Origin of the sequence: Alpinimonas psychrophila (genome assembly GCF_014137865.1) — a bacterium.
Taxonomy (GTDB): domain Bacteria; phylum Actinomycetota; class Actinomycetes; order Actinomycetales; family Microbacteriaceae; genus Alpinimonas; species Alpinimonas psychrophila.
On record NZ_JACGWU010000012.1, the window covers coordinates 1 to 20400 of the forward strand.

General features: G+C 60.6%; 21 protein-coding genes. 16 read left to right on the forward strand and 5 right to left on the reverse strand.

What is annotated here, in order from left to right:
- Nucleotides 1-90: 90 nt before the first annotated feature.
- The 4 genes from FB555_RS10765 to FB555_RS10780 all read left to right on the forward strand — a co-directional run bounded on the left by FB555_RS10765 (nt 91) and on the right by FB555_RS10780 (nt 2338).
- Nucleotides 91-744, forward strand: a complete 654-nt coding sequence (locus tag FB555_RS10765) for an amino acid ABC transporter permease (RefSeq protein ID WP_182485039.1) — start codon at nt 91-93, stop codon at nt 742-744.
- Complete coding sequence (locus tag FB555_RS10770; RefSeq protein WP_182485038.1) at nt 737-1567, forward strand: amino acid ABC transporter ATP-binding protein; 831 nt, start codon at nt 737-739, stop codon at nt 1565-1567. The genes FB555_RS10765 and FB555_RS10770 overlap by 8 nt, the downstream gene beginning before the upstream one ends.
- 179 nt (nt 1568-1746) lie before the next feature.
- Nucleotides 1747-1944: a hypothetical protein gene (locus FB555_RS10775; RefSeq protein ID WP_182485037.1), complete on the forward strand. Its 198-nt coding sequence runs from the start codon at nt 1747-1749 to the stop codon at nt 1942-1944.
- A 13-nt stretch (nt 1945-1957) separates the two neighbouring features.
- Nucleotides 1958-2338 carry a hypothetical protein gene (locus FB555_RS10780; RefSeq protein ID WP_182485036.1) on the forward strand — a complete coding sequence of 127 codons (381 nt, stop codon included), beginning with the start codon at nt 1958-1960 and terminating at the stop codon, nt 2336-2338.
- Nucleotides 2339-2341: 3 nt separating this feature from the next.
- Here FB555_RS10780 and FB555_RS10785 read toward each other — a convergent pair whose 3' ends face one another.
- Nucleotides 2342-3199 (reverse strand): nitrilase-related carbon-nitrogen hydrolase, encoded by an 858-nt coding sequence (locus tag FB555_RS10785; protein ID WP_220475925.1) that lies wholly within the window; start codon nt 3197-3199, stop codon nt 2342-2344.
- A 16-nt stretch (nt 3200-3215) separates the two neighbouring features.
- Complete coding sequence (locus tag FB555_RS10790; protein ID WP_182485034.1) at nt 3216-4172, reverse strand: EamA family transporter; 957 nt, start codon at nt 4170-4172, stop codon at nt 3216-3218.
- A gap of 162 nt (nt 4173-4334) precedes the next feature.
- On the opposite strand from FB555_RS10790, the gene FB555_RS10795 reads away from it, so the two are divergent.
- Complete coding sequence (locus FB555_RS10795; protein WP_182485481.1) at nt 4335-6380, forward strand: acyl-CoA dehydrogenase family protein; 2046 nt, start codon at nt 4335-4337, stop codon at nt 6378-6380.
- A gap of 146 nt (nt 6381-6526) precedes the next feature.
- On the forward strand, nt 6527-7609 hold the full coding sequence (locus FB555_RS10800; protein WP_182485482.1) for an ABC transporter ATP-binding protein: 1083 nt from the start codon (nt 6527-6529) through the stop codon (nt 7607-7609).
- Here the strand turns inward: FB555_RS10800 and FB555_RS10805 are convergent.
- Entirely contained in the window at nt 7606-9222 is a 1617-nt protein-coding gene (locus FB555_RS10805; protein WP_182485483.1) for a DHA2 family efflux MFS transporter permease subunit, read from the reverse strand. The two genes, FB555_RS10800 and FB555_RS10805, sit on opposite strands and share 4 nt — an antisense overlap.
- A 69-nt stretch (nt 9223-9291) precedes the next feature.
- Here FB555_RS10805 and FB555_RS10810 point away from each other — a divergent pair, with 69 nt between their 5' ends.
- From FB555_RS10810 to FB555_RS10820, 3 genes are read left to right on the forward strand one after another with little or no spacing between them, the layout of a single operon-like run.
- Complete coding sequence (locus FB555_RS10810; RefSeq protein ID WP_182485484.1) at nt 9292-10557, forward strand: NRAMP family divalent metal transporter; 1266 nt, start codon at nt 9292-9294, stop codon at nt 10555-10557.
- Nucleotides 10558-10585: 28 nt separating this feature from the next.
- On the forward strand, nt 10586-11398 hold the full coding sequence (locus FB555_RS10815; protein ID WP_182485485.1) for a sulfite exporter TauE/SafE family protein: 813 nt from the start codon (nt 10586-10588) through the stop codon (nt 11396-11398).
- A complete protein-coding gene (locus FB555_RS10820; RefSeq protein WP_182485486.1) occupies nt 11395-11874 on the forward strand; it encodes a methyltransferase family protein in 480 nt (159 codons plus the stop codon). Before FB555_RS10815 ends, FB555_RS10820 begins: the two co-directional genes overlap by 4 nt.
- Here FB555_RS10820 and FB555_RS10825 read toward each other — a convergent pair.
- Nucleotides 11871-12134, reverse strand: a complete 264-nt coding sequence (locus tag FB555_RS10825; protein ID WP_220475986.1) for a DUF5652 family protein — start codon at nt 12132-12134, stop codon at nt 11871-11873. The two genes, FB555_RS10820 and FB555_RS10825, sit on opposite strands and share 4 nt — an antisense overlap.
- A gap of 75 nt (nt 12135-12209) precedes the next feature.
- On the opposite strand from FB555_RS10825, the gene FB555_RS10830 reads away from it, so the two are divergent.
- Nucleotides 12210-12569 (forward strand): thioredoxin family protein, encoded by a 360-nt coding sequence (locus tag FB555_RS10830; protein WP_182485487.1) that lies wholly within the window; start codon nt 12210-12212, stop codon nt 12567-12569.
- Here the strand turns inward: FB555_RS10830 and acs are convergent.
- Nucleotides 12566-14539, reverse strand: a complete 1974-nt coding sequence (gene acs / locus FB555_RS10835) for an acetate--CoA ligase (RefSeq protein ID WP_182485488.1) — start codon at nt 14537-14539, stop codon at nt 12566-12568. The two genes, FB555_RS10830 and acs, sit on opposite strands and share 4 nt — an antisense overlap.
- A gap of 354 nt (nt 14540-14893) precedes the next feature.
- On the opposite strand from acs, the gene FB555_RS10840 reads away from it, so the two are divergent.
- The 6 genes from FB555_RS10840 to topA all read left to right on the forward strand — a co-directional run.
- Complete coding sequence (locus FB555_RS10840; protein WP_182485489.1) at nt 14894-15814, forward strand: TadA family conjugal transfer-associated ATPase; 921 nt, start codon at nt 14894-14896, stop codon at nt 15812-15814.
- Nucleotides 15774-16625 (forward strand): type II secretion system F family protein, encoded by an 852-nt coding sequence (locus FB555_RS10845; RefSeq protein ID WP_182485490.1) that lies wholly within the window; start codon nt 15774-15776, stop codon nt 16623-16625. The genes FB555_RS10840 and FB555_RS10845 overlap by 41 nt, the downstream gene beginning before the upstream one ends.
- A gap of 93 nt (nt 16626-16718) precedes the next feature.
- Complete coding sequence (locus FB555_RS10850) at nt 16719-16916, forward strand: DUF4244 domain-containing protein (RefSeq protein ID WP_182485491.1); 198 nt, start codon at nt 16719-16721, stop codon at nt 16914-16916.
- Nucleotides 16894-17265, forward strand: coding sequence for a TadE family type IV pilus minor pilin (locus FB555_RS10855; protein WP_182485492.1), 372 nt, complete (start codon nt 16894-16896; stop codon nt 17263-17265). The genes FB555_RS10850 and FB555_RS10855 overlap by 23 nt, the downstream gene beginning before the upstream one ends.
- A 13-nt stretch (nt 17266-17278) precedes the next feature.
- On the forward strand, nt 17279-17644 hold the full coding sequence (locus FB555_RS10860; RefSeq protein ID WP_182485493.1) for an Rv3654c family TadE-like protein: 366 nt from the start codon (nt 17279-17281) through the stop codon (nt 17642-17644).
- Nucleotides 17645-17710: 66 nt separating this feature from the next.
- Nucleotides 17711-20400: type I DNA topoisomerase (topA, locus tag FB555_RS10865; RefSeq protein WP_182485494.1), on the forward strand; the 2690-nt coding region annotated here is incomplete at its 3' end.

Sequence of the window (20400 nt, forward strand, 5' to 3'; positions counted from 1 at the left end):
AAGTAGTTTCCCCGCACCACCCAGATAGCTCCACCACCAATGCAGATCCGTCGGTGGTGGAGCTATTTGACATAAACATTGGAAGTACAAATGGACTTCATCAACGGAGTATTGAGCGTTTTCCCGGCGCTGCTCGGAGCGACACCCGTCGTGCTGCAGCTTGCCGTCGGTGCCATGATTCTGGCCCTGGTCGGTGGCCTGGTTCTGGCATTGGCGCGGTTGTCGGGTAATAGGATCGTGCGCGGCATCGCGATTGTTTACGTCGAAGTCTTTCGCGGAACCCCGCTGCTGGTGCAGCTCGTCTACATCTACTTCGTCTTGCCCTCCATTGGCATTTCGATTGATCCCATCCCCGCTGGAATTTTGGGCCTGGGCCTGAACTACGCGGCGTACCTGTCCGAAGTCTTCCGAACATCCATTCTTTCGGTGGAATCGGGACAGACAGAGGCGGCACTCTCCCTCGGCTACACGCCGGTGAAGGCCCTGTGGCGCATCGTTATTCCCCAGTCCTTCACAGTGTCGCTCGGCCCCCTGGGTAACTACTTCATCGCCATGGTGAAAGACACGGCGCTCACGTCGGTCATTGCGGTCATGGAAATTTTGAAAACAGCCAACAGCATCAACAGTCAGACATTTCAAACCACAGAGATCTACACGGCGGCGGCAATTCTCTATCTCTCGATTAGCCTCCCGCTTTCTCGCCTTGTGGTTATTCTCGAAAAGAAGGCGCGTTCACATGAGTAACTCGGTGGCAATTTCCATTCAGGATGTTCACAAGACCTTCCACCTATCGACGTCACCTAGTCTCTGGCAGCGTCTTCGGGGCACCAAGAAGGTTCACACCGCGGTCGAAGTTCTCAAAGGCGTAGACCTCGACATAGTCTCGGGCGAAACCATCGTGATCCTTGGTTCGAGCGGCTCGGGAAAGAGCACGCTGCTTCGATGCATCAACCGGCTCGAACGCATTGACGCTGGGCGCATCTGGGTCAATGGCGAGTTGGTTGGCTTTGTGGAGAAGAACGGTGACCTTGTCGACGAACGGCCCCGAGCCTTGGCCGCCAAGCGGGCCAGCATCGGCATGGTCTTCCAGCACTTCAACCTGTTTCTCAACAAGACAGCCCTCAACAACGTGGTCGCACCGCTTTGCGCGGTCAAGCACATGACGCATGATCAGGCGCGCGAGCGAGCCATCCCTGCCCTCGAGATGGTGGGCTTGGGCGACAAAGTTGACACGTACCCCTCAAAGCTCTCGGGCGGCCAAAAGCAACGCGTTGCCATTGCCCGAGCTCTCGCCATGGACCCCAGTGTCATGCTGTTCGACGAACCAACGTCGGCGCTCGACCCTGAGCTCGTGGGCGAGGTGCTTGCGGTCATTAAGAAGATCGCCCACAGTGGCACAACGATGGTTATCGTGACGCACGAGATGCAGTTCGCCCGCGAGATCGCCGACCGAATTGTGGTCATGGACGAGGGCGTCATCGTCGAGTCGGGTGACCCCGAGACACTCTTTACGAACCCCAGTCATCCCAAGACCAAGGCGCTGCTGAGCAGGTCGAGTAACGGCTAGTCTGCCGCGGACGGTCGCGCCCCACGTTTCGGTTGAGGGCGCTGCGCTCACTGCATTCACGACGGTCAATGTCAGTGGTCAGTGGGAGACTCGACAAAGTCGAGCGAAAGGCACGCATTGTGCGAAAAAAGTCTATTCCACTCTAGACAGAGTTGCCTAGGGTTCACTAGGCGGTTACCATGAAGAAGCGAGATTTAGAGAACCGAATGGCTGAGCTGGCAAAAGCCGGCAACGCTAGCTTTGAGTTTCTCGGCGGCGCGAAGCACGACAAGTTCGCTATAAATGGAGTCGTTGTCATGGTTCCTCGCCACGGTGAAATTGGTGAAAATCTCTGCAAGGTGATTCTCAAACAATGTCTCGCCGCCATTAATAAATAGAGAGGAACCCAAGATGAGTCGAAAAACATGGGACGTAAATGTTCAGCGCGACGGCAAGTTCTGGCTCATTCAGGTTCCTGGAATTGAGGGTGGAACGCAGGCACGCACGCTCAATGAAGTCGATGAAATGAGCCGTGACTTCATCGCTGGCATGAACGATGTTTTGGAGGCATCCTTTGACATTCACATTGAGATCCAACTTCCCGCAGAGGTCGTTGGGCACCTTGCGGAAGCCCAGCGGCTGCGTGAGCAGGCTGCCATCGCCCGGAGCCAGTCCGCAGAAGAATCCCGCATTGCAGCGCGCCTCTTGAAATCGTCGGGAATGACGGTTCGTGAAATCGGTCGCGCGCTAAAAGTTTCTCATCAACGAGCGCAACAGCTCGTGAGTAGCTAGGAGTTAAACCAAACCCTCGATGTGCTGGTACAGGTCGGTTCGGCGATCAGCCAGCACGTTGTTGTGGGCGTTGATGTCTTTGTCGCGGGCGAGGGTGAGGTCAACATCCGCGTAAAAAATGTTATCGGAGCCCGGCGCGAGCGTCGTAAGGGGGAAGCCGTCGGGATCGACGATGATGCTGGCCCCCGACCACTCTTGACCACGGTCTGCCAGGGCTCGATCGGCGATGGCGATGAAGATGCGGTTCATGGATGCCAGTGCCTGAACCTTGATCACTTCCGATGGTTTTTCACTCGCGGGGTGCAGTGCTCGCGGCCAGTTGACGGGGCAGCACAGGAGATCGGCCCCGCGCAGGCTGACTTCGCGCACCCACTCGGGGAATTCGATGTCGTAACAAATCATCAGACCGATGCGGCCAAACGCTGTGTCGACCACCGGCGGTAGGTCATTGCCCTGGGCGAAGATCAACTTCTCGGCATCCCATAAGTGTGCCTTGCGGTACACGGCGCGCACCCCGGTGGCATCCACGATGGCGGATGAATTATAAAAGTCCCCGTCAAGCCCGCGCTCGGCAAATCCACCGACCAGAACAATGTCCAGCTCACGCGCGAGCTGGTGCCAGGCGGTCAGCGTGGAGCTTTCGGCGAGCTCCGCAATTTCGGCGAATTCTTCCAGCTCCTCGCGGCTGGTGAACGAGTAGCCCGTGTTGGCAAGTTCGGGGATAACGATGACATTGGCTCCGCCCGAGCCTGCGGCCTCAATTCCGCCACTAGCCGCCTCGCGAATGACAGCTTCAAGACGCTCACCATTCTTGGCGCGCTCACCGACACGGGCAGAAACTTGGCAGACCGCGATTCTCATGAGAGCCATTCTACGTTTAGCTGAGAGCGAGCAATGCGGCGGCACTGATGGCCAGGGCAAGGCCAACGAGCTGCAGAGGCGTGATGCGTTCCTTGAGAATAACGCCGGCCAAGATGATCGTGCCAATCGGATACATGGCCGTCAGCACCGACATAACGCTCAGATCTCCGATGTGGATTCCGAAGAGAAGCAGGGCGTTGCCGATGGCATCCACGACACCACATGCGATCGCGAGCAGCAGGCCGATACGCAGGTTATTGAAGCGGAGGTTGGTGGCACCGGGTTTGCCGACAGCAGCTTCACCTACTGCAATGTCCGCGCGGGCCGGCCCGTCGCGCCCCATTCGTCCCTGACCCAAAAGGCCGCGACGGTGCGTCCAATGGAGCGCGGCCATCACGCCGATCGCCATCGTCATGATGGTGAAGCTCGTGGCCCGGTTAGCCAGGAGCGGGATGAGACCGGTATCGGGGTTGACCTGGTCAATGCAAATGATAAAGAAGCCAATGAAGATTCCAGCACCGGCGGCCATGGCGAGGCCGCGCAGGCTGGGGCGAACCGCCATTTTGTCCGGAACGAATCCGACCAACACGATGGCCACGAATCCGATGGCAATCGCCACGTAACCCAAGGGGCCGAGTACTTCACCGCGAATGCCCGCCCACGCCACGGGAACGACCGCGGAAACGAGGGCGCCCAGCGGCGACAGGATGCTCATCGGCCCGATGGCGAGGCTCGCATACAGCAGCATGATGGCGACCGATCCGCTGACGCCCGACAGCACGCCCCAAAAAATTGCCCCCGAATCCATGGTTCCGGGAATCCAAACGGAGGCGAGCAGTAAGGTCAAGAATCCGACGAACCCCGCCAGGGCCGTCACCTTCATCGAGCCGAGGCGCTTGGAGGCGAGACCGCCGAGGAAGTCTGCGGAGCCAAAGACGACGGCGCCGGAGAATCCTAGGATGACGGTCAACATCCCTCCAGCCTAGGCGCGTGCTGGGAACTGCTGTGCATTGCCCACAAAGGTGGGAGAGGGGCATCCGGAACCGTTGTAGGCAACCAACGAAGCGCTTTGTGTGTTTCGTTACATACGCTCAGATGACTAGTGGACATTTGGCTGCAAGGGAAGAGGACGACCATGACGATTACTGTCGAGAAGATCGAAATTGCAGGGATCGAGAAGAGCGGGTCGTTTGTCGATTCAAGCATCGATACCGCATGGCTCGGGCGTTACATCATGGGGCGTTGGGCGGATGTTCGCCTCGAGTCGCGCGCACTGTCTGGTCGCCCCGAAATGCAGGATGTGCCGGGTCTTTCGAAAGTGGATCACCGCGAGCGCGTGATGGGCCAATTGAAGCTTCTGGTCGAGCACGGTCAGGTTCATCGTGCCTTCCCGCCCGCTTTTGGCGGCCTGAGCGATCACGGCGGACACCTCGCCGCGTTCGAAGAGTTGGTCGTCGCTGACCCCTCCATGCAGATTAAGTCGGGCGTGCAGTGGGGGCTGTTCGCATCCGCCATTCAGCACTTGGGCACGGTCGAGCATCATGCCGCATGGCTTCCGGATGCCCTGTCTCTGGCCACCCCGGGCGTGTACGCCATGACCGAAACCGGTCACGGCTCCGACGTTGCCTCGATCGGCACAACGGCCACCTACGATGCCGTCACGCAGGAATTTGTCATCAACACCCCATTCCGTGGAGCGTGGAAGGACTACCTCGGCAATGCCGCGGTGCACGGCAAAGCTGCCGTCGTGTTTGCCCAGCTGATCACTGCCGGCATCAGCCATGGCGTGCATGCCTTCTATGTGCCGCTGCGCGATGAGGCGGGGGAGTTCTTTGCCGGAATCGGCGGTGAGGATGACGGGCTCAAGGGCGGCCTGAACGGTATCGACAACGGGCGTTTGCATTTCGATCACGTGCGCATCCCGCGTACCAACCTGCTTAATCGCTACGGAAACGTTGCCGAGGACGGGACGTACACCTCCGATATTAAGAGCCCTGGGCGTCGCTTCTTCACGATGCTCGGCACGCTCGTGCAGGGTCGCGTCTCGCTCGATGGGGCCAGTGTCAACGCGTCGAAGGTTGCTCTGCAGATTGCGGTGACCTACGGCAACCAGCGCCGGCAGTTCTCGGGGCCCAGCGGCGAAGAGAAGGTGTTGCTCGATTACCAGCGCCACCAGCGCCGTCTCATACCTCTTATTGCGACGACCTACGCGCAGACGTTTGCGCATGAGGTGTTGCTCGAGAAGTTTGATGCCGTGTTCAGTGGTGTCGATGACACGGATGCCAGCCGGCAAGACCTCGAAACCTTGGCCGCTGCGCTGAAGCCACTCTCCACGTGGCATGCGCTGCACACCCTGCAGGAGTCGCGGGAGGCAACGGGCGGTCAGGGCTTCTTGGCTGAAAACCGTCTCACGGGCCTGCGTGCCGATCTCGATGTGTATGTCACCTTTGAGGGCGACAACACTGTGCTCTTGCAACTGGTTGCCAAGCGTCTTCTCACTGACCTGAGTAAGAAGTTCTCCTCAGCCGACGCCAGCACTATGGCGCGCCTCGTCATCGACCAAGTAGCGGGCAATGCGGTCAGCGCCTCCGGGCTGCGCCGTCTAGGTCAACGCGTGCACGACCGTGGTTCCACGGCTCGCGCTGTCACGCAGGTGCGCGATGCGGACTCGCAGCGGGAGCTGCTCACCGATCGCGTCGAGTCGCTCGTGGCGAGCATTGGCGCGGAACTTCGTGCGGCCAAAAAGAACGGCACCACGGAAGAGACCTTCAACGCGCAGCAGTCCAACCTCATCGAGGCGGCCACCGCCCACGGACAGCTCCTCCAATGGGAAGCGTTCACCGATGGTCTTGCCGGCATAACGGATGCCCCGACCCTCCACGTCATGACGTGGCTGCGCGACCTCTTCGGCCTGCACCTCATCGAAGAAAACCTCGCCTGGTACCTCATCAACGGGCGCCTCTCGAGGCAACGCGCGTCGGCCATCACCGCCTACGTCGATCGCCTCATCGAGCGCCTCCGCCCCCATGCCCAGGACCTCGTCGACACCTTCGGTTACGGTCCCGAGCACCTGCGTGCCGACATCGCGACCGGGGTGGAGCAGGATCGCCAGGATGAGGCCCGTGCCTACACAGAGGCGCTCGCCGCGTCGGGGAACGCCCCGGTTCCCGAGAAGCACTAGCCCTCACTCACTCATCACGTTTTAGGGGTGTCTCGAGACCCAAAGTATGTGCAAGACTCACGTTGTGACATCCATTGACGGATGTCTCATTCCATTCACTAAGGATCGTCCGGCACGTTCCTGCCGGTGAAGGAGCGTTATTTTTCATGGCTACTGTAACTTTCGAAAGCGCCACCCGCCTCTACCCCGGCACTGATAAGCCGGCTGTCGACGCCATCAGCCTCGAAGTGAAAGACGGAGAATTTCTTGTTCTCGTCGGCCCTTCCGGTTGCGGAAAGTCCACCACGTTGCGCATGCTCGCCGGCCTCGAAGAGGTTAACGGTGGTCGCATCCTGATTGGTGATCGTGATGTCACCAACATTCCGCCCAAGGACCGTGACATTGCGATGGTCTTCCAGAACTATGCGCTCTACCCTCACATGACGGTGGCGGAGAACATGGGCTTCGCGCTCAAGATCGCTGGCGTGAGCAAAGAGGAGCGTGCCGCTCGCGTGCTCGATGCCGCCAAGCTGCTCGACCTCGAGCCCTACCTTGACCGCAAGCCCAAGGCCCTCTCCGGTGGTCAGCGTCAGCGCGTTGCCATGGGTCGCGCCATCGTGCGCAAGCCCCAAGTGTTCCTCATGGATGAGCCGCTTTCCAACTTGGATGCCCAACTGCGCGTGCAGACTCGCACGCAGATTGCGTCGCTTCAGCGTCGTCTCGGGGTGACCACCGTGTATGTCACGCACGACCAGACCGAGGCTCTCACCATGGGAGACCGCATTGCCGTGCTAAAGGATGGTCTCATCCAGCAGGTCGGAACCCCTCGCGATCTGTATGAGTGCCCCGCCAACAAATTTGTGGCCGGGTTCATTGGCTCCCCGGCAATGAATATTTTCCCGGCGAAAGTCCATGCTGGTGGCCTTGAGTTTGGCAACATGACAGCCCCGGTTGACGCGCAGATCATGAAGATCGTGAACGGCGACGTATTTGTCGGCATCCGTCCCGAAGATCTTGTCGTCGACACCGATGGAAGGGGCCTCGAGCTTCACGTTGATGTTGTCGAAGAACTCGGCGCCGACGGCTATCTCTACGCTCACGCCACTGTTGCTGGCGAAGAGATTCCGATTGTCGTGCGCGTCGATGGCCGCCTTCACCCGATGCGCGGCGACACCGTTTTCGTGCAGCCCGTAGTCGAGCACCTTCACGTTTTTGACAGTGCGTCGGGGTTGCGCCTCACCGCTGTCTAGCTCGCAGCGGGCTTGACCTCAGCGGTCGGCGCGTGCTCGTCCTCGTCCTTGTGGCTGCGCCCGAGGGAGAGGGTGGAGAGGAAGCCGAGCACGAGGAAGCCCGCTGCAGCGAAGGCGCCGTTGCGGGTGCCGTCAGAGACTGCTTGCTTGGCGTAGTCGGCGATGGGGCGGGTCGCGGGGTCAGCGGCGAAGCCGACGATGGCGCCGCCGGCGCTGTCGACGACGGTAGCGACGGTCGAGGATACTTGGGCCGTGGGCATGCCGGCATCCGTTAATGAATTCGTGAGTTGGATCTGAGCCGAGGTGAACAGGATCGTTCCGAGAATGGCGATACCCAGAGCCGAGCCGAGCTGGCGCGACGTGCTCTGCGTGCCGGAGGCCTGACCGGATTCCTGGATGGGGACATCCTTCAAGATGACATTGGTGAGCTGCGCGGTGGCGAGGCCCACGCCGAGACCGTAGACGAAGAGCCAGGGAACGACGTTGACCCACGTGGAAGTCGGGCTGATCGAGAAGCCAACCCCGGCCACACCGGCGATTTCGAGAAGAATTCCGAGTTGCACCAGGCGTACGGGGGAGACTCTGCTACCCAAGCCGCCGACGAGTCCGCTGGCCATGAAGGCACCGATCGCGAGCGCCAAAATGACGAAGCCGGTTTGGAGGGCGTCGTAGCCCACGACAAACTGCAACCATAGGGGCAGCGACAAAATGATGCCGAACTCACCAAGAGAGATGACCATGGCAGCCACGTTTCCATTACGGAAGGAGGCGATGCTGAAGAGATGGAACGCAATCAACGTGGATTTGCCGGAGGCGATGCGCGATCGTCCCCACAGGATGAACGCGGTTGTCGCCAGCGCAAAAATGACAAAAAGGAACGGGGTGACGGAGACGCCTAACGACCACTTCCAGTCACCAATGATGAACGGCTTGTTGACCAACCACCAACCGTAGGTGCGACCCTCAATGAGGCCGTACACGAGCGACCCCATTGCCACGATTGACAGCAGCGCGCCCACCCAGTCGATGCGGCGAAGATTACCGGATTCCTTGGACTCTACGACCGTGAGAAGGGCTCCGATGATGATGATGATCCCGAGCGGAATGTTGATGCCGAACGCCCAGCGCCACGAGAAGTCTGTGGTAAGCCAGCCGCCGAGAAGGGGCCCGACGGCCACCATTCCGCCGATGGTGGAACCCCAGATGGCGAACGCGATCCCTCGTTCTTTGCCCCGGAAGTTGGCGTTCACCAGCGAGAGCGTGGTAGGGAGAATCATGGCCCCACCGAAGCCTTGAAGAACGCGGGCTCCGATGAGGAGGCTGCCATCCTGAGCGAGCCCGGCGAACACTGAAGCGATGACGAAGATGACCATCCCGATGATGAGCAGGCGGCGGCGCCCGAAGCGATCCGAGAGTGCCCCGAACACCAGAAGCAGGGCCGCGAAGACGAGCGTGTAGGACTCCTGAACCCACTGCACCTGTGTGCTGGAGATACCGAGATCCTCAATGATCGACGGAATCGACACGTTGACAATCGTGGAGTCAACGATGATGAGCGAGACGGCGAGGCTGATGAAGAGCAGGCCAAACCAACGGGTGCGAGGTGACGTCATTGGTCTAATGTACAGCTCTACTAAGGTCGATTTCGTTAGGCTAAGGGCGGCACGTGGAAAGGTGGGAATATGAGGTCGAATCGGCACCATCCCGCGCGCGCCAAGATTCAAGGGATTGGGTATTTTCGCCGCCTCGGACCGGGCATTGTCACCGGTGCCGCTGACGATGATCCGTCGGGGATTGGCACCTATTCCCAAGTCGGTGCCGCCGCCGGAAACCGTCTCCTGTGGACTGCTCCTCTCCTCTTGCCCCTCGCCTTCGCGGTTCAGGAAGCCTGCGCTCGCATTGCTCTGGTGACAGGGAAGGGGCTCGCCGGCGTCATCCGCGAACGCCTGCCCAAGCCCGTTCTCTACCTGTGCGTAGCGCTGGTTGCCATCGCCAACACCGTCAACATCGCGGCCGACCTTGGCTCCATGGCCGCGGCGCTTCAGCTGCTCGTTCCCGTTCCTCAAGTGGCGGGCGTTCTCGGGTTCGCGGCGCTTATCTTGCTGGCTGAGGTGTTTATTCCGTATCACCGTTATGCCAAAATTCTGCGCTGGCTGTGCCTGTCGCTGCTCGCCTACGTGGCCGTGATGTTCGTGGCCCACGTCGACTGGGGTCAGGTGGCCTCGAGTCTTTTGTTGCCCACCATGAACTGGGGGCGTCTCGACATTGCACTCCTCATCGGCATCGCCGGCACCACCATTTCTCCGTACCTGTTCTTCTGGCAGTCGGCCGAAGAGGTCGAGGAGCGCGCGGCTGACACGATCGAATCTCCTACCAGCGATCACATCAAAGCCATGCGCGGTGACGTCTTTGCGGGCATGCTGACGGGTGTTTTCATCATGGCCGCCATCATGATTACGGCTGCCGCGACCTTGAATAAAAATGGCATAACGGATGTCCAAACGGCCGAACAAGCGGCCCAAGCGCTCACTCCCATCGCAGGTCAGTACGCCGGGTTACTGTTCCTCCTCGGCATTGTGGGCACGGGAATGTTGGCCGTTCCCGTGCTCGCGGGGGCCAGCGCTTACGCCATCGCCGAAACCTTCGGCTGGCGGGAGTCGCTGGAGAAGCGCCCGAGCCAAGCTCGTGCTTTTTACGCGATCATCTTGCTGTCTATTTTGCTGGGGTTGGCGTTGAACTTTGTGGGCGTCAACCCGATCCAATTTCTGTTCATCGCGGCGGTCACCAATGGCCTGGCGGCGCCCATCTTGATGGCGGTTATCTGGTGGTTGGCCCGCGATGAAAAACTTTTAGGGGAGTGGAAGAGTCCGTTGTGGTCGCGCATTCTGCTGGGCTTTGCCACACTAGCTATGGGAGCTTTGCCCATTTTGTGGTTGATCGCACCGTGATCGGCGCCCCCTAACTCGAGAGATTTGTATGCCAGCCGTGTTTGCTCTGATCATTGCCGGCGCCGTCGGCGGCTTTCTGTCGGGAATGTTTGGCGTGGGCGGCGGCATTGTTATGGTGCCGCTCCTGATGGCGCTTGCCGGCATGGATCAACGTCGGGCGTCCGCCACCTCGCTCGTGGCCATTGTGCCCACCGCTCTCATCGGTGCCATCGGCTATGCCGCAGGCGGGCAGATCAATTTTGCCGCCGCCGGACTCATTGCTATTGGCGGCATTGCAGGGGCGCCCGCGGGGGCCATTCTCCTGCGTAAACTTCCCTTGACGTTGCTGCGCTGGATGTTCTTCGTGGTGATGCTCTTGGCAGCCGCCCGACTCATACTCGTCGTGCCCGTTCGCGGAACATCGCTCACCCTCGACATCGGCACCAGCCTTGCGCTCGTCGCGCTGGGACTGGTCATGGGAGTGTCGTCCGGGCTGTTCGGGATCGGAGGCGGCATCATCGTTGTTCCGGCACTGATGGGCTTGTTTGGTGTGAGCGACTTGATTGCCAAGGGCACCTCCCTCCTGGCGATGGTTCCGGCCGCTCTCTCTGGCTCCATCCCCAATCTGCGCGCCGGACTCGTGCGTCTCTCCGATGGTCTGATCGTGGGGGTTGCCGCCGTTCTCGCCTCGCTCGGTGGGGTATCGCTGGCGTTCCTTGTCCCGCCGGTGCTGTCGGGAATCCTCTTCGGAATCTTCCTGCTGGCCGTGGGACTCCGGATGGTCATTCTGGGTCACATCAAGGATCGCAAGGATCGCAAGGATCGCAAGGATCGCAAAGATCTGGGAAAAGAAGCACAATGAAAGACAAATCTCGCGACAAAACCAAAGGAAACCTGCTCGTCGCCCTCCAGTTTGCGCTGTTGATTGGCTTGGTCGTTTTACCTACCGGAAACGTGTGGCCCTACCCCGAGTGGCTCGCCATTCTGGCGCTGGTTCTCATGCTCGGGGGTGTCATGGTTGTGCTATTCGCCTTGGTGGGGCTCGGCAAAGCGGCCACGGCAACGCCCGTGCCGAAGGAGGGGGCTCCGCTTCGCACCAATGGGCTGTATGCACTCGTGCGGCATCCGATTTACTCGGGACTTCTCGCCGCCGGGTTCGGTCTCGCGCTTCGAGGAGGGAGTATTTGGCACCTTTTGGTTTTCGCCGCGCTGGTGGTGTTGCTCAGTCTGAAATCACGATGGGAAGAACGGATGCTGAGTGTTGTGCATCCGGAATATGCCCTTTATGCCGCCCGTGTTGGTCGCTTCGTGCCAGGGATCGGCAAGCTGAAGGCTTAGGTTGCCGGCGTTTGGTAAACGGGTGCCTCGACGGTTGCCTTCTTCTTGCCGAAGACGAATAAGTAGAGGATCTCGAGGATTCCGACGGTATTGAAAATCATGAGGATCACGAACCACGCGGGGCTGTGGTTGGAGCCGGCGCGGTAGAGGGCGAAACCCTTCCAGATAGCGCTCCAGACGGCAAGGATGATGATCGCCGCGATGATGCCGCCGTTCCACAGATAGAAGCTGGAGGGGATTTCGGGTCCGTAGGAGGTCATGCTCTCAGCCTGTCATGGCCCGCGGGGAATGGCAAGAATGATGCGTTAATACCCTGGGGGGTATAAACTTAAGGCATGGCTTCCGTAGAACTCACTCAAGAAAACTTTGACCACACCATCACGACCAGCGACATTGTGTTCGTCGATTTTTGGGCCGGATGGTGTGGCCCCTGCCGCTCGTTCGCACCAACGTACGAGGCGGCATCGGAGAAGTATGACGGAATCGTTTTCGGCAAAGTCGATACCGAGGCGCAGCAGGAGCTGGCGTCGGCGGCGAGCATTCGGTCGATCCCTACCCTGATGGTCTTTCGTGAAAAGGTTCTCGTCTTCTCGCAGCCGGGAGCGCTCCCGCCCGCCGGCCTCGAGGAGCTCATCACCGCGGTGAAGGGACTCGACATGGCCGACGTGCACCGGCAGGTTTCCGCGAAGGCTTAGTCGCCGCGCACCTGCGCCGAAATCGTCTGCAACACGGTGGTGTCGGTGAGGGTTTGCGTGTCGCCAATTTCGCGGCCCTCTGCCACATCCTGAAGCAGGCGTCTCATGATTTTGCCCGAGCGCGTCTTGGGCAACTCCGCCACGATGTAGATGCGGGACGGGCGTGCAATCGCACCGATCTGATCGGAGACGTGTTTGCGCAACAGGGCCACGGCATCCGCTTCGCTCATGTCACCGATATGGCTGGACTTCAAAATGACGAAGGCCACCACGGACTGACCGGTGGTCTCGTCGGCGGCACCCACGACGGCAGATTCGGCCACCATCTGGTTCGACACCAGCGAGGACTCGATCTCGGCAGTGGAGAGACGGTGTCCCGAGACGTTCATCACGTCATCGACGCGGCCCAGGAGCCAGACGTCACCGTCGTGGTCGTAGCGGGCACCATCGCCGGCGAAGTATTTGGCGCCGAACTTCTCCCAATAGGTTTCCTTGAAGCGCTCGGGGTCACCCCAGATTCCGCGCAGCATGGAGGGCCAGGGCTCGGCAATAACGAGAAGACCGCCGGAGTTGTGGGGCTGAATGACACCGTGTTCGTCGATGATCTCCAGGTCGATTCCGGGAATGGGTACCTGCGCGCTTCCGGGCTTCAGCGTCGAGATGCCGGGGAGAGCCGCAACCATAATGGCGCCGGTCTCGGTCTGCCACCAGGTGTCCAGGATGGGTGCCTTGCCGCCACCGATAACGTCGTGGTACCAAATCCAAGCCTCAGGGTTGATGGGCTCGCCCACCGATCCCAGCACGCGGATGCTGGAGAGGTCGAACTTCTCGGGAATTTGTCGTCCGAGTTTCATGAACGAACGGATCGCGGTGGGAGCCGTGTACAAGATGGTGACCTTGTACTTCTCGATCAGTTCCCACCAGCGGCCGGGGTGAGGGCTGTCGGGGGTGCCTTCGAAGAGGAGCTGCGTGGCGCCATTGGCCAGCGGCGCGTAGACCACGTAGGTGTGGCCGGTGATCCAGCCGACGTCGGCGGTGCACCAATAGACATCCGATTCTGGATGCAGGTCAAAGACGTTCTTGTGCGTAAATGCGCTCTGGGTCAGGTAGCCGCCACTGGTATGCAAAATACCTTTGGGTCTTCCTGTAGTACCGCTGGTGTACAGGATGAAAAGAGGATGCTCTGCAGGAAACCCGAGGGCTACGTGCTCGGCATCGACGCTGGCAAGTTCCTCGTGCCACCACAGGTCGCGGCCGGCTTTCCACGTGACATCGTTGTCGCCGCGCTTGACGACAAGGACGTGCTCAACCGTACTGGGGGCGCCAGTGCCCGTAGGATCGGCGGCTAGGGCTGCATCGACGGTGGGTTTGAGCGGGAAGACCTTTCCCTTGCGCCAGCCGCCATCGGCGGTGACGACAATCTTGGCCTGTGCGTCATCAATGCGACTGCGCAGGCTATCGGCACTAAATCCGCCAAAGACAACGGAGTGCACAGCACCCACGCGGGCGATGGCCAGCATTGCGATGACAGCCTCGGGGATCATGGGCATGTAGATGGCGACGCGGTCGCCGGATTCGATGCCATGTTTGATCAGTACGTTGGCGGCGCGCTTGACCTCGGCGGTCAACTCGGCATAGGTGAAGGTGGCAGTGTCGCCGGGTTCACCCTCCCAGTAGAGGGCGACGCGGTCACCGTTGCCAGCGAGCACGTGGCGGTCGAGACAGTTGTAGGCGACGTTGAGTTCTCCGTCGTCAAACCACTTGGCGACGGGAGCTTCACTCCAGTCAAGCGTGCGGGTGAAGGGCTTGTGCCAGTGCAGGAGCTCGCGGGCCTGGGTGGCCCAGAAGGCGAGGCGGTCCGCCTTGGCCTCGGCATAGATTTCAGGCTGGGCGACGGCGTTCGCAACGAACTCAGCGCTTGGGGGAAAGCGGCGGACTTCGTGCAGCAGGTTATCGATTTGCTCGCTCATAGGAAACCTCACGTCGTTGGGGGTTGGAGGCTCTCGTCGCAGGAAGCCACTTAAAACATTACTCCGTCAGCGAATATCCGGTCTGGGGGACAACGCGGAATCAACGGAATCCATTTTATGTCGTAGACTTGATGTCGTTCAGAGCTTTGTTTCTGTCCAGCGTCGCCGCTAATTACCCCCAATTATGCGATGCGAAGGCGGCACCGTTCCCCCCGATTGGTGTCGCCTTCCTCATTCGGTTCTCGAGTTTTTACTGGCAGGACATCTCCTCCACAGGGTCAAACGGGGTACACCGGATGAGGGGAAATGAGCTTCCTTGTCGTGAAGCGACGGGAGGGAGCCTAGCGTTCAGTCATGCTGACGCAACTTGAGGATTATCTCCGAGACCCGCTCATCACGGACATCGTCATCAACGGCTCCAGTGGGCTGTGGTGTGATCGGGGAAATGGCTTTGAGCGTGCCGGTGAGTGGAAATGCACCGAGGACCAGGTTCGTGCCCTTGCCCGCAGCCTGATTTCAGCTGGCGGACGCCACATCGACGAGGCGCATCCGTGTGTGGATGTGCGGTTGGCTCGGGGGATTCGGGCCCACGCCGTGCTCGCTCCTGTGTCGCGAACGGGGACATCGATCTCGCTGCGCATCCCGCGTCAGGCACCTTTGTCGCTGGCGGATCTCGAGGCCGACGGTGGTTTTACGGGTTCGGAGATCCAGAAACTGCTGTCGGTTGTGGCGGATCGTCGCAATGTTCTCATTTCAGGAGCAAGCGGCACGGGAAAGACCACGCTCCTGGCCGCGATGCTGGGGGAAGTGTTGCACACCGAACGCATCGTGATCGTTGAGGACCTCTCGGAACTGCAGGTCGCCCATCCCCACATCGTCAGCTTGGAAGCCCGCCAGCCCAACCTCGAGGGGATCGGAGGGATCGACGTGTCGACCCTGATCCGCGAGGCACTGCGGATGCGCCCGGATCGCCTCATTGTCGGGGAGTGTCGCGGTGCCGAGATCGCCTCGTTATTAATGGCACTAAATACCGGTCATGCCGGGGGTGCCGGAACAATCCACGCAAATTCCCTAGCGGATGTCCCCGCGCGGCTTGAGGCTCTCGGGGCGCTGGCAGGACTGAGCGTAGCGGCGCTCACGCGGCAGGCGGTATCCGCTATCGAGGTCGTTATCCATCTGGAGAAAGTCGACGGTGTGCGACGCATCGCGAGCATGGGACGGTTGGTGATTTCACATGCGGGAACGCTCAGCGCGGTCGATGATCTCGGAGTATGACGAAGTAGCACGCCTAGCGCAGTCCGCGGCAGTTTTGATGAGTGCGGGGCTGTCTCCCGACCGGGTCTGGACGTATCTGGGCGTGAGTATGGCCGATGTAGCGGCGCGGTCGGAACCATCATGGCGCAGCTTTGCTTCCGGATGGGCGGTGGCGACCACGGTCGGCGCGCCGATGGCGCAGAGCATGCGGCGCCTTGCCACAGCACTCCGCGAAGGGGCCGGGGTGGTTCGGGATATTCAGGCTGCCCTCGTGGGCCCTCAATCGGCGAGCAAGCTCATCCTGTATCTCCCCTTCGCGGCGCTCGGGCTCGGGGCCGTGCTCGGCTTCAATTCCTTCGCGTTCCTCCTGTTTCGGCCGCTGGGGTGGGGATGCATTCTTTTTTCGGCGCTCCTTATATATAGCGGTGCACAGTGGAGTGCACGCCTGACGATTCGTGCCACCCCGCTGTCCTGGAATGCGGGGTTTCGGGCCGAGCTCACGGCGATGGCTCTCGGTGGCGGCGCGTCGCTGGAACGAGCGGTAGCCCTCGTGAAAACGGAGCTGGGGGAGGCGTTGGATGCGGGGGAAACCGCATCGATTGAGCGCATCCTTGCCCTCGCCGAGGATGCGGGCGTGCCGGCGGCGGAGCTTTTGCGAGCGGAGGCCGAACGTCAACGATATGAGGCCCGGGCCGCGGGCCAGGCTGGGGCTCAACGCCTGGGAGTGCAACTCCTCCTGCCTCTGGGATTGTGCGTCTTGCCAGCGTTCGTTCTTCTCGGAGTGGTGCCTCTCATCGTTTCCGTGCTCTCCTCCACAAGCCTTGGCATCTAGAGCCACTGCACCAGGTTGCCGACACCTGGGTTGGCCGACTGTTGTAACGGCAGGCTGGAGCCAGACAACCTCAACCGACCGAAAGGAATCCCCATGAAGACTGTGATTGCAATGTCCCGAATGATTGGCAAAAAACTGCGTGACGACACCGGCTCGGCCACGGCGGAGTACGCCATTGCCACCATGGCGGCAGTCGGCTTCGCCGGCATGCTCGTTGTCATCTTGCGCGGCGACGAGGTGCGCACCATCTTGACGGACCTCGTGCGGCGTGCGCTCACGTTCGCGGGCTAACCCGCGCGGTGACGACGGCGCCATCACCGCGGAGTTCGCCGTGGCCCTTCCGGCCGTGGTCGGGGTGCTGGCTCTTTGCTTGAGCGCCGTGGGTGCTGTCAGCACTCACACGGTTCTCACGTCCCTGGCCGTCGAGTCGGCCCGGGCATGGGCCCGTGGTGAATCGTGGGACGCGGTGCAGGCATCGGTGGCACGGCGACAACCCGCCGCCACCGCGTCGGGGACGGAACGTAGCGACGCCACTCTGGGGGAGCGCTGCGTCACACTCGCCATGCCGCTGCGCCTGGGCTCGTGGATAGAACTCGGTGTGCTCCTGGAAGAAACAGCCTGCGCGCCCATCGAACCGTGAAGGATCGAAAAACATGAGAAAGTGCCGCGCTTGGGGAGTGATCCTTGACGATCGTGGTTCGGGCGCGATGCTTGCCCTTGGAATTGGCGCAAGTTTTCTGATTCTGACATTTTTTTTGATACCGCTTTTAGGTGGGTTCGTGATGCAGCAGCGGGTGCAGGGTTCAGCCGACCTCGCAGCGCTCGCCGCGGCCGACGTTGCGTCCGGGCGACAGGCCGGAAATCCCTGTGTGCTAGCGGAATCACTGGTCTCGCGTGCGGGCTTTCGCGTTCTCGAATGCCGAATTGACGGCCTGATTTCCCGCGTCGCTGTGGCGACGAACTATGGTCCTTTCGAACTCGTTGCCAGAGCCCGCGCTGGTCCATCCTCGGCGACGTGAGGCACGCTCGGGCAGTTTTGCGTTGTAGTGTGACTTTTCGTTAGTCACAATTTTTCGGAGGAACGCTTGTCCACCACTAAGAAGCTCGTCATCGTCGAGTCACCAGCGAAAGCCAAGACCATTGGTAAGTACCTCGGGGACGACTATGAAGTGTTGGCATCTGTCGGCCATATCCGCGACATCCCGACCCCCAAAGAGCTTCCGGTCGACATGAAGAAGGGCCCGTACGGCAAGTTTGCGGTCAACGTCGATAAGGGATTCGACGCCTATTACGTGGTGAGTGAGAACAGCAAGCGCACCGTTGCTGAGCTGAAAAAAGCCCTGAAGAATGCCGACGAGCTCTACCTCGCAACGGATGAGGACCGCGAAGGCGAGGCCATCGCGTGGCACCTGCTCGAGGTATTGAAGCCCAAAGTTCCCGTGCACCGCATGGTCTTTCACGAAATCACCAAAGACGCCATCGAGGCTGCGCGCCAAAACACGCGTGAGCTGGACCGAGCCCTGGTCGATGCGCAGGAGACCCGCCGTATTTTGGACCGCCTGGTCGGTTTCGAGGTTTCTCCCGTGCTGTGGCGCATGGTGGGCAAGGGTCTGTCGGCTGGTCGCGTGCAATCCGTTACCACCCGCCTGGTCGTGGAGCGCGAACGTGAGCGCATGGCCTTTACCTCAGCCAGCTACTGGGACCTCACCGCCGTCTTAGAAACTTCCGCGGGTTCTGGGGCCGCGTCCGACGCCGGCAGTCAGTTCACCGCCAAGCTCATGCGCATCGGGGGAACGCCCATCGCCTCCGGCCGCGACTTCGATGACAACGGAACCCTGGCCGCCAGAGCCCGCGCTCTCAGTGAAACCGAGGCCCGCAGCTTGACCGATGCCATGCGGTTGCCTTCCGCCAGCTGCACGGTTACGAAGCTTGAAACGAAGCCCTACTCGAAGCGCCCTGCGGCGCCGTTTACGACTTCCACACTGCAACAAGAGGGTGTCAACAAGCTCGGCTTCTCCTCCCGTCAGACCATGAGCGTCGCTCAGCGTCTGTATGAAAACGGTCACATTACCTATATGCGAACCGACTCGCCTTCGCTCTCGGCCCAGGCCATGAACGCGGCGCGCTCGCAGGCTGTCTCCATGTATGGTGCCGATCAGGTTCCGGATGCTCCCCGCCTCTACTCCGGCAAGAACAAGAGCGCTCAGGAAGCCCACGAGGCAATTCGCCCCGCCGGCGAAACGTTCAAGACGCCGGCCGAACTCTCCACCGTGTTGCGCGGCGAAGAACTGAAACTCTACGAGCTCATCTGGAAGCGCACCGTCGCCTCCCAGATGGCAGATGCCAAAGGCCAGACCGCCACCGTCACCATCGCGGCCGAGGCCGATGGTTTCGACACGGCCGAGTTCACGGCGAGTGGAACTGTCATCACGTTCCGCGGTTTCATGAACGCCTACGAGGAAGAAATTGCGGTGGAGCGCAACGCCCAAGACACCCAAGATGACGCCAAGCTTCCTCAGATGACCGAGGGGCAGGTGCTGGTTTTGGCAGAGGTCACCGCCAAGGGTCACGACACGACGCCTCCCGCTCGATACACCGAGGCATCCATTGTTAAAAAGCTCGAAGAGCTGGGTATCGGTCGCCCATCGACCTATGCCTCGACCATTTCGACGATTATGGACCGCGGTTATGTGACCTCCAAGGGCAAGGCCCTCGTGCCGAGCTGGATTGCATTCGTCGTCGTTCGTTTGATGGAAGAAAGCTTCGCCGACCTCGTCTCCTACGACTTCACAGCCGCCATGGAAGACGACCTCGACCGCATCGCGAACGGCATGGCCGACCGCGGCGAGTGGCTGAAAGATTTCTACTTTGGGGCCGGCGAACAACGCGGACTTCTGGCCACGGCCGAAAACCTCATCACCAGCGACAAGCAGAGCCTGAACTCGGTGGTCATTGCCGATGACATCACCCTGCGCATCTGGCCCACCAACGCGTACCTCGAGATTGATGAGCCCGGCGCCGATGAAGAAGAACCCAAGCGCAAGATTTACCTGCCCGAGGGCATGGCGCCGGATGAACTGACCGAAGCCCGCGCCCGCGAACTTGCCGCGGCTCCCGTTGCCGGTGACCGCGTGCTGGGAATCAATCCCGATAACGGCAAGCAGGTCGTGGCCAAGGACGGTCGCTTCGGCCCCTATGTCACCGAGGTCGATCTGGAACTCGCGGCCGCAGCCGCGGAGGCCGAGAAGACGGAAGCTCTGGCCGCCAAGGAATTGGCAGCGGCGAACACCACCGTTGATCCCGTGACCGGAGAGGTCATCGAGCCCAAGGCTCCGAAAAAGAAGGCCAAGGTTGCGCCCCCCAAGGAGCGCACGGCTTCGTTGTTCAAATCGATGGATCCTTCCACCGTTGATTTTGAAACCGCTCTCAGCCTGTTGAATCTTCCGCGCGAGGTGGGTGCCGACCCCGAGACCGGCGACATGATTTTGGCGCAAAACGGTCGCTTTGGGGCGTACCTGAAAAAGGGAACCGACACGCGTTCGCTCGATAACGAGAGCCAGATCTTCGGCATCGACCTGGCCGGAGCCCTCGAGAAGTTCGCTCAGCCCAAGTACGGAGCCCGTCAGGGCGCTTCCTCCATTGCCGAGTTTGAGGCCGATCCCACCAGCGGCAAGGCGATCAAGGTGAAAGATGGCCGCTTTGGCCCCTACGTCACCGACGGGGAGACCAACGCCACGATTCCTCGCGGCGAAAAGGTCGAAGAGGTCGACTACGA

What these genes read in the sequence shown, in the direction of transcription:
- FB555_RS10815 (WP_182485485.1), top strand. Translation starts at nt 10,586, where the DNA reads ATGCCAGCCGTGTTTGCTCTGATCATTGCCGGCGCCGTCGGCGGCTTT.
- FB555_RS10820 (WP_182485486.1), top strand. Translation starts at nt 11,395, where the DNA reads ATGAAAGACAAATCTCGCGACAAAACCAAAGGAAACCTGCTCGTCGCC.
- FB555_RS10860 (WP_182485493.1), top strand. Translation starts at nt 17,279, where the DNA reads ATGAGAAAGTGCCGCGCTTGGGGAGTGATCCTTGACGATCGTGGTTCG.
- FB555_RS10770 (WP_182485038.1), top strand. Translation starts at nt 737, where the DNA reads ATGAGTAACTCGGTGGCAATTTCCATTCAGGATGTTCACAAGACCTTC.
- FB555_RS10780 (WP_182485036.1), top strand. Translation starts at nt 1,958, where the DNA reads ATGAGTCGAAAAACATGGGACGTAAATGTTCAGCGCGACGGCAAGTTC.
- FB555_RS10850 (WP_182485491.1), top strand. Translation starts at nt 16,719, where the DNA reads ATGAAGACTGTGATTGCAATGTCCCGAATGATTGGCAAAAAACTGCGT.
- FB555_RS10785 (WP_220475925.1), bottom strand. Translation starts at nt 3,199, where the DNA reads ATGAGAATCGCGGTCTGCCAAGTTTCTGCCCGTGTCGGTGAGCGCGCC.
- FB555_RS10830 (WP_182485487.1), top strand. Translation starts at nt 12,210, where the DNA reads ATGGCTTCCGTAGAACTCACTCAAGAAAACTTTGACCACACCATCACG.
- FB555_RS10790 (WP_182485034.1), bottom strand. Translation starts at nt 4,172, where the DNA reads ATGTTGACCGTCATCCTAGGATTCTCCGGCGCCGTCGTCTTTGGCTCC.
- FB555_RS10775 (WP_182485037.1), top strand. Translation starts at nt 1,747, where the DNA reads ATGAAGAAGCGAGATTTAGAGAACCGAATGGCTGAGCTGGCAAAAGCC.
- FB555_RS10795 (WP_182485481.1), top strand. Translation starts at nt 4,335, where the DNA reads ATGACGATTACTGTCGAGAAGATCGAAATTGCAGGGATCGAGAAGAGC.
- FB555_RS10800 (WP_182485482.1), top strand. Translation starts at nt 6,527, where the DNA reads ATGGCTACTGTAACTTTCGAAAGCGCCACCCGCCTCTACCCCGGCACT.
- FB555_RS10810 (WP_182485484.1), top strand. Translation starts at nt 9,292, where the DNA reads ATGAGGTCGAATCGGCACCATCCCGCGCGCGCCAAGATTCAAGGGATT.
- FB555_RS10765 (WP_182485039.1), top strand. Translation starts at nt 91, where the DNA reads ATGGACTTCATCAACGGAGTATTGAGCGTTTTCCCGGCGCTGCTCGGA.
- FB555_RS10845 (WP_182485490.1), top strand. Translation starts at nt 15,774, where the DNA reads ATGCGGGAACGCTCAGCGCGGTCGATGATCTCGGAGTATGACGAAGTA.
- FB555_RS10840 (WP_182485489.1), top strand. Translation starts at nt 14,894, where the DNA reads ATGCTGACGCAACTTGAGGATTATCTCCGAGACCCGCTCATCACGGAC.
- FB555_RS10825 (WP_220475986.1), bottom strand. Translation starts at nt 12,134, where the DNA reads ATGACCTCCTACGGACCCGAAATCCCCTCCAGCTTCTATCTGTGGAAC.
- acs (WP_182485488.1), bottom strand. Translation starts at nt 14,539, where the DNA reads ATGAGCGAGCAAATCGATAACCTGCTGCACGAAGTCCGCCGCTTTCCC.
- FB555_RS10805 (WP_182485483.1), bottom strand. Translation starts at nt 9,222, where the DNA reads ATGACGTCACCTCGCACCCGTTGGTTTGGCCTGCTCTTCATCAGCCTC.